We start from the raw sequence: 11668 nt of genomic DNA, 5'->3' as shown, positions 1-11668 counted from the left end.
GTGATCGGCTGCGGATCGGACAGCGGCAGATTCCCGCGCGGCGGGACGAGGACGCAGATCGCTCCGCCGACCACGAGCAGTAGCGCCGCGATCAGGCTGGCGGCGAAGCTCGCTCCGCCGAGTCCGGCGGGCTTGTGCAGGACGTGGTAGAGGAAGTGGGGGACACCGAAGGTCAGCCAGCCGACGCCCGCTATCCGGGCCGCCGTGGTGCCGTCGACGACGAGCGCGGCGATCGACACCGCGGTCAGCGCCAGGAAGAAGGCCCCGACGTCGGCGGCCAGATGGTGGTTGTAGGGGCCGTCCACCGCCACCCACCGGGCGCCGAACCCGGGAAAGCTGGTGTACCAGGAATGCGGCGCCAGCGTGGCCCAGAGGCCGATGACGGCGCCCTGCACCGCCAACACGGCCAGCACGATCCGGGTGAGCAGCAGGCGGCGGTACTGCTCGAACCGCATTCGTACCCGCAGGCCCTCGGAGTTCCCCTGCACCGAGATCCGCATCGGCCGCTCCGTTCCCGCCGAATCCGTTTCGGCTCCGTGCAGTCACGGTAAAACGCCTGCCCGGCGCGGGCAATAGTGAGTCAGGCCAACCGTGAGCTCGGGCCGGGATCGGCGCGGATCCGCTCGGGGGCGCTGTAGACGTTCATGGTGTCGCCGCGAAGGAATCCGACCAGGGTCAGACCGGCCTCGGCGGCGAGATCGACCGCGAGCGAGCTCGGCGCCGAAACCGCGCCGAGCAGGGGAATCCCGGCCATGACGGCTTTCTGCACCAGTTCGAACGAGGCGCGCCCGCTCACGATGAGCACCAGATCGTGGGCCGGAACGCGGGCTTCGCGCAGGGCCCAGCCGATCACCTTGTCCACCGCGTTGTGCCTGCCGATGTCCTCGCGCACCGCCAGCGCTTCGCCCTCGGCGGTGAACAGGCCCGCGGCGTGCAAGCCGCCGGTGGCGTCGAACACCGATTGGCGATCGCGCAGCATGCCGGGCATGGCGGCCATGGCGCCCGTGTCCACCACGAAGCCGTCGGCGGGCAGCGGGAATCGCGTGCGGGTGCGTACCTCGTCCAGGGCCGTCTTGCCGCACAGTCCGCAGGCTCCGGTGGTCGGGAAGGCCCGAGTGGGGACCGGGACGGGCGCGCGTGGGGTGACGTCGAGGACGTTGTAGGTGTTGCGGCCCTGGTCGTCGGTGCCCGCGCAGTAGCGGGCCGCGACGATGTCCGCTGCGGAGCCGATCATGCCCTCGCTGAGCAGGAATCCGTGCACGAGGTCGATGTCGTCGCCGGGAGTGCGCATGGTGACCGTCAGCGATTGCCCGTCGATGCGGATCTCGAGGGGTTCCTCTACGGCGAGGGTGTCCGGCCGCAGGATCTCCCCGGTGGGCGAGATCCGGCGCGTCCGGCGGCGGGCGGTTACACGGCTCATGCTGAGCGCCTTTCGACCTGAGCGGGGCACCGCGTGGTTACGCGCCGCTGCCGCCGACTTCGTGCCTGCCCGGTCATGCCGGGTCTCGATCGGCACGACTTCCGCCGGTGCTCGGCTCGAGGCGGATGGTGACCGCCTTGGAGACGGGTGTGTTCGAACGCTTCGCGACGTGGTCCAGCGGCACCAAGGGATTCGTTTCGGGGTAGTAGGCGGCGGCGTTGCCGCGCGGTGTGGGATAGGAGACCAGGCGGAAACCCTCGACTCGGCGTTCGGTGCCGTCGGTCCATTCCGAGACGATGTCGACCAGGTCACCGTCGCCGAAGCCGAACGCGGTGATGTCTTCGGGGTGCACGAGCACGACTCTGCGGCCGTTGCGGATGCCGCGGTAGCGGTCGTCGAGGCCGTAGATGGTGGTGTTGTACTGGTCGTGGCTGCGCAGGGTTTGCAGGATCAGCTTCCCGTCGGGGACCGGCAGCCAGGTCAGTTCGTTGACCGCGAAGTTGGCCTTGCCGGTGGCGGTGCGGAACTCGCGGGCGTCGCGTGGCGGGTGCGGGAGCTGGAATCCGTTGCGCGCGCGAACTTTCGTGTTGTAGTCGGCGCAACCGGGGACGACACGGGCGATGGCGTCGCGGATGGCGTCGTAGTCGCGGGCGAAGCGCGGCCACGGCACCGCGTGATCGGGGCCGAACAGCTCTGCGGCGAGTTCGCAGACGATGGCGACTTCACTGCGCAAATGGTCACTGACCGGTTTCAGCCGTCCGGTGGACAAGTGCACCATCGACATCGAGTCCTCCACCGACACTTGATGTTTGGCGCCGTCGGGGGCGAGATCGAGGTCGGTGCGCCCGAGAGTGGGCAGAATGAGCGCGGTGCGGCCGTGCACGACGTGGCTGCGGTTGAGTTTGGTGGAGACCTGCACGGTGAGCGCGCAGCCGCGCAGCGCCGCCTCGGTCACGGTGGTGTCGGGGGTGGCGGAGACGAAGTTGCCGCCCATGCCGAAGAAGACTTTCGCGCGTCCGTCGCGCATGGCGCGGATGGCCGCGACGGTGTCGAGGCCGTGCTCGCGCGGGCTGGTGATGCCGAACTCGCGGTCGAGGGCGTCGAGGAAGGCAGCGGGCATCTTCTCCCAGATGCCCATGGTGCGGTCGCCTTGGACGTTGGAATGGCCGCGCACCGGGCACACGCCCGCGCCCGGCTTGCCGATCATGCCGCGCAACAGCAGCAGGTTGGTGGCCTCCTCGATGGTGGCCACGGCATCGGCGTGCTGAGTGAGGCCCATCGCCCAGCACAGGATGATGTTGCGCGAGCGGGCGAACAGCTCGGCGGCGTGCTCGAGTTCGGCCGTGCTGAGACCTGTCGCCTCCAGCACCGTGGCGAGATCGACCGCGCGCGCGTGCTTTTCGTATTCGCCGTAGCCCGCGCAGTGGGCATCGACGAAGGCCCGGTCGACCACCGTGCCCGGCGCTCGATCCTCGGCTTCCAGCAGCAGGCGGCCCAGCGCCTGGAACAGGGCCAGGTCACCGCCCAGGCGGATCTGCAGGAAGTCGTCGGCGATCGGCACGCCGGTGGTGAAGCCTTTGACCGTCTGCGGATCGCGGAAGCCGAGCAGGCCGGACTCCGGCAGGGGATTCACGGCGATGATCCGGGCGCCGGTGGACTTGGCGGCGGCGAGCGCGCTGAGCATCCGCGGATGGTTGGTGCCCGGATTCTGGCCCGCGACGACGATCAGGTCGGCCTTGGCGAAGTCATCGATGGAGACCGAGCCTTTGCCGATCCCGATCGAACCGAGCAGTGCGGCGCCGGAGGACTCGTGGCACATGTTGGAGCAGTCGGGCAGGTTGTTGGTGCCGTAGCTGCGCACCAGCAGTTGATAGAGGAACGCGGTCTCGTTGCTGGTGCGGCCGGAGGTGTAGAACACCGCCTCGTCGGGCGAGTCCAGGCCGCGCAGAGTGTCCGCGATCAACCGGTAGGCATCCTCCCACGCGATGGGGGAGTAATGGGTGTCGCCGGGCCGCAGCACCATGGGGTGGGTGAGCCTGCCCTGCTGGCCGAGCCAGTAGCCGGACTTCTCGCTCAGATCTGCGAGGGAGTGCGCGGCGAAGAACTCCGGCGTGACCGTCCGCAGCGTGGCTTCCTCGGCGACCGCCTTCGCGCCGTTCTCGCAGAACTCGGCGGGCCTGCGATGACCGGTCGGCTCCGGCCATGCGCAGCCGGGGCAGTCGAAGCCGTGCACCTGATTCACCCGCGCCAACGTGCGGGCGGTCCGGATGACACCCATCTCCTCGACCGAGCGCTTCAGCGCCACCCCCACCGCCGTGACGCCCGCGGCCTGCTTCTCGGGCGGGGTCACGGTCAGCTCGGACTCGTCGATGTCCCGGCTCGGTCCGTTTCGGTGCATGCCGCCATTGTCCTCTCCACACGGCCGGGAGCGGGCGGGGACCGGGTCTCGGCCGCGCCGGTCGCTCCGGCGCGGCCGCCTCCGGACGGGTCGGCGACCGCCGGGTGTCAGGAACGGCGGCGCGCGCCCGCGCTGTCGGCCATGCCCGTGCGCTGGTCGTCGCCGCGGTAGGTGAGGACTCGCTCGCTGACGCGGACGCGCCAGCCCGGCGGCAGTTCGGTCGGGGACGCGGTGATCCGGGTCCACTGATCGGCGCCGGGAGCGGCGATGAAGGTGCCCGAGGTGGCCGCGGCGTCCCGGACGTACACCTTGCCGCCGTCGATCGAGACATAGGCGTGCACGCGGGAGACGTGGCGGTCGCGCTGGATGACGATGGGGGCGGCGGTTGCGGCACGGACCGATTCGTCCACCTGCGGCCCGCGCCCGATGACATAGGCGCGGTTCAACGGGTAGGCGGCGCCATCTTCGGTGACCAGGGCGCCGACGGCGACGTCTCCGGACGGGCGCGCAACCCGCGTCCCGCCGTTCTCCGGCGCTTTGCGCAGGGCGACCGGCTGGTGCGCTGGCTGCACTTGGGACCACGCGAGCGGTCGGTCCGCGGCGGGCCGGGGCGGACGTGGTTTGGCGAGGGGACGAACCGATTCGGTCGGCCGGACGGGCGGCGCCGCGGGCGCGATCGCGTCGGAAGCGCCGGTCGGTTCGGGCATCGCCGCGAAGCCGGCCGCGGCGGTCGGCTCCGGCTCGCCGGGTGCGGATGGCTCGGATGTCTCGGGCTCGACGGTCTTTCCGGCGCTTCGCACCGCGGCGTGCAGGACGAAGCCGCCGCCGGGGACGACGCCGGCGCGCAGGTCCGTGCGGGGCAGCGCGGTCGGTGGCGCGCCGGTGCCCGCGCCGATCGTGATGCGGCGCACCGGTTCGCGCACGATCTCGTCCACCCAGGTGAAGGCACGGCCGCCGTCGAGGCGGCGGGTGCCCTCCGCGCCGTGGATCTCCGCGCTCACCGGTCCGCGCAACAAGATCAACATGCCGTCGTCGGTAGGGGCGACGACGCCGAACGGCGGCGGCTGGACGGTGCTGCCGAAGATCACCGCGGCGAGGCGCTGCGCCAGCGCTGCGCCCGGGTGATCCCCCTCGGCGACGGCTTCGATGGTGCCGAGTATGCGGTCCGTGGAGGTGGTTTCGGCACCGAGATAGGCGACGACCGCACCGAATCGGGCGACCAGCCCCTCGCCCGGCGCGACACCAACGGTGGACGGTTTCCTGCGCACCCGCGCCCTCCTTCCCGGCGCACTACCGGCAATACCGAAGCCAGCATAGAGCGTCGGTGGCGACGGAACCGGGGTCTCGAGTCATCGAGAAGCCGAGTCGGGAAACGTTTCGACGCGCTGTCCGGTCGTCGAAACACTCGCTGTCGCGCGGGTTCTCGCGAGTGCCGCAGCCCGGCTTCGCGACGGCTGTGAGCTGGGGGTTGTGGTCTTTTCCGCAGCAACGGGTAGTCATGTGCGGCGTGGGCCGCTGTGTTGTCCGCCATAGGCGGGCGTGGTGGGCATCAGTTCCCTTGCCGGCCGGCACCACCCAGGCAACCCATGTCGCCGGTCATTCGAATGTCCCGTTTGCGACTACTCGGCTCGCTCCGCGCGGCGGTGCGCGAGCACGGGCCCGCGCCGTCGCCCGAACGGCGTTCGTCGCTGGTTATGCTCGGCGCATGTGCGCAGCCGCCGTCAGCCGCCGATCCCGCCCGGCCAAAGCTCCGCTGAGTCGCGAGGCGATCATCGAGACCGGCCTGCGCATTCTGGACCGCGACGGCGCGGCGGCGCTGACGATGCGCCGGGTGGCGCAAGACTTGGACACCGGCGCCGCCTCGCTGTACGTCTACCTCGCCAATCGCGACGATCTGCTGGCCGCCATGCTCGACCATGTCCTCGGCGGCGTCCCGGAACCCGCCGGGGCGGATTGGCGGCAGCGGCTCACCGCGCTGGTCGATGCCATGGTCGCGGCGATGAGCAGGCACGAAGGACTGGCGCTCGTCGCGCTCGGCACCGTTCCGAGCAGCCCCAACGCGCTGCGGCTGGTGGAATTCATGCTCGGTTCGCTCACCGAGGCGGGACTGGACGACCGGACCGCGGCGTGGGCGGTGGACCTGCTCTTCTTGCACATCACCGCGTCGGCGGCCGAACAGAGCGCGCACAACGTCGGCGGCGGTACCGAACAGGAGTACCTCGCCGCGATGCGGCGGCGCTTCGCCGAGTTGCCCGCCGACCGCTACCCGACGGTCGTTGCGATGCGGGAGGCTCTGCTGAGCGGCGACGGCGACGCACGCGCCGCCTGGGCGACGCGGGTGTTGCTCAACGGCGTCCTCGCCACGCGGGCGGAGTGAAATTCGCTGGTCCGCGCCGCGGCGCCGACGCAGAATAGGCAAGTGATCCGTCCGGCGACAACCGAAGACCTCCCCGTGCTGCAAGACATCGAACGCGCGGCGGGTAAACCGTTCGCGGAGATCGGCATGGCGGCCGTGGCCGACGACGAACCTCCGTCGCTCCCGACGCTGCGCGAGTTCCAGCGGGCTGGGCGCGCTTGGGTGTGGACCGACGACGACCTGCCGATCGGCTACCTGGTGCTGGGAGTGGTCGACGGAAACGCTCATATCGAGCAGGTCTCGGTGCACCCCGACGGTGCCGGGCGCCGGATCGGCAAGCGCCTGATCGACCGGGCCGCCCGCTGGGCGGCTGCCGCGGGTCTGCCCGCGATGACGTTGACCACGTTCACCGAAGTCCCCTGGAACGGGCCGTATTACCAGCGCCTCGGCTTCCGGTACCTGTCGGCGGCGGAGGAGACGCCGGGACTGGTCGCCCTGCGGGCCGCCGAACGTGCCCACGGCCTCGACCGCTGGCCGCGTGCGTGCATGCGCGCGGAACTGTCCGATCGGTCGTGGACCGAGCCGTGAAACGCTAGGTGACGGCGCGCGCGGCCGCGGCGGCCGCGGCGGCCCGGTCTTCCGGGACCAGGCCGATGCGGGTACGCCGATCCAGCAGGTCCTCGGCGTCGAGCGCGCCCTCGTGGGAGACCGCGAACGCGAATTCGGCACCGAGCACGTCGATTCCGGGCGCGACCGGCTCGGCAAGGGCCGGATCACGGCGCGCCGCGGCCAGCACGGTGGATGCCTCGCTGCCGTAGCGCTCGATCAGCACGGGCGGGGCGTCGATGCGGTCGCGCGCCGCGCCGGAGACCGCGCCGACCAGGGGAAGCCGCCGGGTGCGGCACGGCCCCGCGGCGAGACCGCCGTGCGCGACCGCGGCGTCGATCACGTCCTCGGCCATCTTCCGGTAGGTGGTGAGCTTGCCTCCGACGACGGTGACGATCCCGGTCGGAGAGCGCAGCACCGCGTGTTCGCGGGAGATGTCGGCCGTGCTGTCGTCGGCGGTTTGCAGCAGGGGACGCAATCCGGCGTACGAGCCGCGCATGTCGGCGCGGGTCAAGGGTTCGCGCAGGGCGGGATTGAGGGTGTCGAGCAGGAAATCGATTTCGCCGTCGGTGGGCTTCGGCTCGTCGGGCACCGGTCCCGGCGCGTCCTCGTCGGTCAGTCCCAGGTACACCCGGCCGTGCGCGGCGGGGAAGGCGAAGACGAAGCGGCCGACGCTGCCGGGCACCGGCACGGTCAGCGCGGCGGTGAGGCCGCCGAAGGAGGCGGCGGAGAACACCAGGTGCGTGCCGCGGCTCGGCCGCAGCCGGATGCTCGGGTCCACCTGGTCGGCCCAGACGCCGGTGGCGTTCACCACGGTGCGCGGTCGCACCGTGAGGGTCTCTCCGGTGCGAGTGTCGCGCAGGGTCGCCGAATTCCCTGACACCGCCAGCGCTTCGACCCGGGTGAGCACCCGCGCGCCGTGGCCCGCCGCGGTGCGCGCCAGCGCGACCACCAGGCGCGCGTCGTCCACCAGCTGCCCGTCCCACGCCTGGAGTCCGCCGCGCAGGTCCGCGCGGCGCAGGGTCGGCGCCAGCCGCACGGCCTCCGCGGCGGTGACGCGCCGGGACCTGGGCAGGATGGCCGCCGGTGTGCCCGCGCCGCGCCGCAGCAGGTCGCCCGCCAGGAAACCGGCCCGTACCAGGGCGGCTCGCGCGCCGCCGAGGTCCGGCAGCAGTGGTACCAGCTGGGGCAGCGGGCGCACCAGATGCGGTGCCGTGGTGCGCATCAGGATGCCGCGTTCCACCGCGCTCTCGTGGGCGATGCCGACCCGGCCGCCTGCCAGGTAGCGCAGGCCGCCGTGCACCAGCTTGGAACTCCAGCGGCTGGTGCCGAAGGCCAGATCCCGGCGCTCCACCAGCACGGTGCGCAGCCCGCGGGCGGCGGCGTCCAGGGCCGCGCCCGCGCCGGTGACGCCGCCGCCGATCACCAGCACGTCGATCTCGGCGCCGTCGCCGAGGCGGGCCAGGTCCGCGGCCCGGCGGGCGGCGTTCAACGCGGAGTTCGCGGTGCGCACCGAATTCGTGTCCATCACAATGCCTTTCCGTTCGAGCCCGAAGCGTTCGGGCGCGCGCTCATCGCGGTCCGCCGTCCGCGGCCGCGTGATCGTCGAGGTAGCCGTCGATCGCGCGGCGGAGTTCGGTGTCGAGGTGCTCACCGGCCAGCAATGCCGCGACGGTGCCCGCCGACTGCACGGCCGACTGGGCGATCAGCAGCAGCATCGTGGCCATCCGCTCCGGATCGCCGTCGCGAATGGAGCCGTCCTGCTGGCCGTCCCGGATACCCGCCGCGAACAGCTCGATCAGAGCGCGCTGATTGCGCCCGAGCCGGCCGAAGACATAGGTGAGCATCAGGTCGGTGTCGGTGCGGAAGATCTTCCCGAACAACGGATTCGACCGGACCGCCGCCGCTCCCACGACCACGCCCTCGACCAGCCTGGTGCGCGCGTTGCCCACGGTGGGCATGGTCGCGGCCACGATGCCGCGCAGCTCGCGGACGAGCAGCTCGGCCACCAGCGCGCCGGTGTCCGGCCAGCGGCGGTAGACGGTCGGCCTGCTCACGCCCGCTCGGCGCGCCACCTCGGTGAGCGTGGTGCGGCGCACGCCGAACTCCTGCACGCAGGCGCGGGCGGCGTCGAGGATCGCCAGGTCGATGTCCGAGAGCGAGGTCTCGGCGGAGTCGTCAGGAGCGCTCAAGGTGTCACCACCGGTGGTCGATCGGTCCGCGGCGGGCCGCCGACCAGGAGGAATGGTCCCAATGCTTGTTACTGATTGACATTCTATGTCAAACTGTAACGCATGGTTGAGACGCAGCAGCACACCGGCGGCGATCCGGCCGTCCCGGCGAAGACCGGCGTCGGCGGGTCGGCGGCGGGTATGGTCTGGGATGCCTGGGGTGTCCCGGCTGGGCACCAGCCACTTTCGGAACGGATCCGCGGTCTGCTGACGCAGGTCTTCGGAGTGTCCGGCAACCCGGTGGCGCGCCGCGATGAGGGCGACGTGCCGCTGCGCGAATCGGCGCTGACCGAGGCGCGGCGAGCCGGATTGATCGAGGTGGTCGGCTCCGGCAACGTGTCGGCCGACCACCGCGATCGGTTGCGGCACGCCGGGGGGAAGAGCACACCCGATCTGCTGCGCCGGCGGGCGGACGGGCCGCAGGACGCACCGGATGCGGTGGTCTTCCCCGCCGATCACGATCAGGTGCTCGCCGTGCTGGCCTACTGCGCGGAACACGCCGTGGCGGTGGTCCCGTTCGGGGGCGGCACCAGCGTGGTCGGTGGTGTCGATCCGGTGCGCGGTCGCTTCGACGCCGTGATCGCGCTGGACCTGCGCAGGCTCGACCGCGTCACCGGCATCGATCCGATCAGCGGCACCGCCACGCTGGGCGCGGGACTCACCGGTCCGCGCGCGGAGGAACTGCTCGGCGCGCACGGCCTTTCGCTCGGCCACTTCCCGCAGAGTTTCGAGTTCGCCACGATCGGCGGTTTCGCGGCGACCCGGTCGTCCGGCCAGGCGTCGGCGGGTTACGGCCGGTTCGACGACATGGTGCAGCGGCTGAAGATCGCCACGCCCAGCGGCACGCTGGACCTCGGCCGGGCCCCCGCTTCGGCGGCGGGCCCGGACCTGCGCGAGCTGTTCGTCGGTTCGGAGGGCGCGCTCGGGGTGATCACCGAGGTCACCGTGCGGGTGCATCCGGTCCCGGAAACCGTCGCGTACCAGGCGTGGTCGTTCCCCGACTTCGCCACCGGCGCCGCCGCTCTGCGCTCGGTGGTGCAGGCGGGCGCCGCGCCGACCGTGTTCCGGCTCTCCGACGAGGCGGAGACCGGGATCAACCTGGCCCGCTCCGGCGATATCGGCGGCAACCCGGTCGCCGGATGCCTGGCCGTCACCACCTTCGAGGGCAGTACGGCGCATGTCGCCGCGCGTAGCGCCGAAGCGGCCGCCCTGCTGTCCGCGGCGGGCGGTTGCGCCCTGGGGGAGACACCGGCCCGGGAATGGGAACACGGACGTTTCGCCGCGCCGTACCTGCGGGACGCGCTGCTGGATGTCGGCGTGCTCTGCGAAACGCTGGAGACGGCCACCAGCTGGCGCGATCTCGGCGCTCTGAAAGCGACGGTGACCGCGGCGCTGACCGAGGCGCTCGGCGCGCAGGGGACACCGCCGCTGGTCATGTGCCACATCTCGCACACCTACCCGACCGGCGCGTCGCTGTACTTCACCGTCGTCGCCAAGCAACTCGACGACCCGCTGACCCAGTGGCAGGCCGCCAAGCGCGCCGCGGGCGACGCCATCGTCGCGGCGGGCGGCACCATCACCCACCACCACGCGGTGGGCACCGACCACCGTCCCTGGGTGCCGGACGAGGTCGGCGATCTCGGCGTGCGCGTACTGCGCGCGGTGAAGGCCGAACTCGACCCGGCGGGCATCCTGAATCCCGGAAAGCTGGTGCCGTGACCGACTATTCGCCGGTGCGCAGGATCACCGTGGTGACCAATCCGCACGGCCGGGGAGGCGATGCGGCGAGCGTCGCGATCGCCCGCCTCCGCGCGGGCGGCGCCGAGATCACCGAAGTGTGTGCTCCCTCGGTCGCCGAAACGGTGCGCCAGGTGCGGGATTCGGTCACCGAGGCGACGCCGGATGCCGTGGTGTGTGTCGGCGGCGACGGCCTGATCAACGTGACGCTGCCCGCCGTCGCGGAGACCGGCGTCCCGCTCGGCATGGTTCCCGCGGGCACCGGCAACGATCTGGCCAGGGAACTCGGGGTGCCGACCGACGACCCGATCGCCGCCGCCGCTCTGGTGTTGCGCGGGCGGACCAAGACGATCGATCTCGGGCGGATCGAGTCCTCCGGGCCGCCCATGTGGTTCGCCACGGTGACCGGTACCGGATTCGACGCGCGGGTCACCCTGCGCGCCAATTCGATGCGCTGGCCGAAGGGCCGGCTGCGCTACACCGTCGCGGCGCTGGCCGAGATCTCCGGGCGACTTACGGTGCCCTATCGGGTCGAACTGGTCGGCGCGGTGACCGAAGGACTGACCAATCCCGGCGCGGGCTCCCTGCTGGAGACCGAGGCGGTGATGGTCGCGGTGGGCAACACCCGCACCTACGGCGGCGGCATGCTGATCTGCCCGGACGCGGTCATGGACGACGGACTGCTCGACCTGACTGTGGTCGGCGCGCTGTCGCGCGTGGAGATGCTGCGCCTGCTGCCCGCGCTGTCGGCGGGCAAACGTCAGGATCATCCGGAGGTCAGGCAGTTTCGCGCCGCGGCCGTCACGCTCAGCGCGGTGGGCGCGCCCGCGACCGCGGACGGCGAACCGGCGGGCACGCTGCCGATCACCATCCGCGCGGTCCCCGCGGCGCTGACCGTCCTGGTGCCCTGACCGCCACGG

Annotated in this window: 10 protein-coding genes; 4 read left to right on the top strand and 6 right to left on the bottom strand. The window is 71.8% G+C overall.

Annotated elements, in window-relative coordinates; genetic code table 11:
• From HOV91_RS31030 to HOV91_RS40925, 4 genes are all read right to left on the bottom strand, one after another.
• Nucleotides 1-500: hypothetical protein (locus HOV91_RS31030; protein ID WP_174188864.1), on the bottom strand; the 500-nt coding region annotated here is incomplete at its 3' end.
• 80 nt (nucleotides 501-580) lie between these two features.
• Complete coding sequence (gene fdhD, locus HOV91_RS31025; RefSeq protein ID WP_174188863.1) at nucleotides 581-1420, bottom strand: formate dehydrogenase accessory sulfurtransferase FdhD; 840 nt, start codon at nucleotides 1418-1420, stop codon at nucleotides 581-583.
• 73 nt (nucleotides 1421-1493) lie between these two features.
• The gene (locus tag HOV91_RS31020) at nucleotides 1494-3818 is read right to left on the bottom strand and encodes an FdhF/YdeP family oxidoreductase (protein WP_174188862.1); all 2325 of its coding nucleotides are present in this window, start codon (nucleotides 3816-3818) and stop codon (nucleotides 1494-1496) included.
• Between the two features lie 107 nt (nucleotides 3819-3925).
• Nucleotides 3926-5086, bottom strand: a complete 1161-nt coding sequence (locus HOV91_RS40925; RefSeq protein WP_174188861.1) for an FHA domain-containing protein — start codon at nucleotides 5084-5086, stop codon at nucleotides 3926-3928.
• 437 nt (nucleotides 5087-5523) lie between these two features.
• On the opposite strand from HOV91_RS40925, the gene HOV91_RS31010 reads away from it, so the two are divergent.
• Nucleotides 5524-6195, top strand: a complete 672-nt coding sequence (locus HOV91_RS31010; RefSeq protein ID WP_174188860.1) for a TetR/AcrR family transcriptional regulator — start codon at nucleotides 5524-5526, stop codon at nucleotides 6193-6195.
• A 42-nt stretch (nucleotides 6196-6237) separates the two neighbouring features.
• Complete coding sequence (locus HOV91_RS31005; protein WP_174188859.1) at nucleotides 6238-6762, top strand: GNAT family N-acetyltransferase; 525 nt, start codon at nucleotides 6238-6240, stop codon at nucleotides 6760-6762.
• 4 nt (nucleotides 6763-6766) lie between these two features.
• Here HOV91_RS31005 and HOV91_RS31000 read toward each other — a convergent pair whose 3' ends face one another.
• Nucleotides 6767-8308, bottom strand: coding sequence for a glycerol-3-phosphate dehydrogenase/oxidase (locus tag HOV91_RS31000; protein WP_174188858.1), 1542 nt, complete (start codon nucleotides 8306-8308; stop codon nucleotides 6767-6769).
• A gap of 43 nt (nucleotides 8309-8351) precedes the next feature.
• Nucleotides 8352-8972 (bottom strand): TetR/AcrR family transcriptional regulator, encoded by a 621-nt coding sequence (locus tag HOV91_RS30995; RefSeq protein ID WP_174188857.1) that lies wholly within the window; start codon nucleotides 8970-8972, stop codon nucleotides 8352-8354.
• Nucleotides 8973-9152: 180 nt separating this feature from the next.
• On the opposite strand from HOV91_RS30995, the gene HOV91_RS30990 reads away from it, so the two are divergent.
• Together HOV91_RS30990 and HOV91_RS30985 are read left to right on the top strand one after the other, a co-directional pair.
• Nucleotides 9153-10730, top strand: coding sequence for an FAD-binding oxidoreductase (locus tag HOV91_RS30990; protein ID WP_174188868.1), 1578 nt, complete (start codon nucleotides 9153-9155; stop codon nucleotides 10728-10730).
• On the top strand, nucleotides 10727-11659 hold the full coding sequence (locus HOV91_RS30985) for a YegS/Rv2252/BmrU family lipid kinase (protein ID WP_174188856.1): 933 nt from the start codon (nucleotides 10727-10729) through the stop codon (nucleotides 11657-11659). The genes HOV91_RS30990 and HOV91_RS30985 overlap by 4 nt, the downstream gene beginning before the upstream one ends.
• The last annotated feature ends 9 nt before the right edge of the window (nucleotides 11660-11668 follow it).

It is taken from the genome of Nocardia barduliensis (assembly GCF_013315795.1).
In the GTDB taxonomy this organism is placed as follows: domain Bacteria; phylum Actinomycetota; class Actinomycetes; order Mycobacteriales; family Mycobacteriaceae; genus Nocardia; species Nocardia barduliensis.
The sequence above is the reverse complement of the archived record's forward strand: the minus strand, read 5'-3'. Positions and strand labels throughout refer to the sequence as shown.

Excerpts from the sequence above, each read along its gene's own strand:
- fdhD (WP_174188863.1), bottom strand. The coding sequence starts at position 1,420 with ATGAGCCGTGTAACCGCCCGCCGCCGGACGCGCCGGATCTCGCCCACC.
- HOV91_RS31020 (WP_174188862.1), bottom strand. The coding sequence starts at position 3,818 with ATGCACCGAAACGGACCGAGCCGGGACATCGACGAGTCCGAGCTGACC.
- HOV91_RS31010 (WP_174188860.1), top strand. The coding sequence starts at position 5,524 with ATGTGCGCAGCCGCCGTCAGCCGCCGATCCCGCCCGGCCAAAGCTCCG.
- HOV91_RS31000 (WP_174188858.1), bottom strand. The coding sequence starts at position 8,308 with ATGGACACGAATTCGGTGCGCACCGCGAACTCCGCGTTGAACGCCGCC.
- HOV91_RS30990 (WP_174188868.1), top strand. The coding sequence starts at position 9,153 with ATGGTCTGGGATGCCTGGGGTGTCCCGGCTGGGCACCAGCCACTTTCG.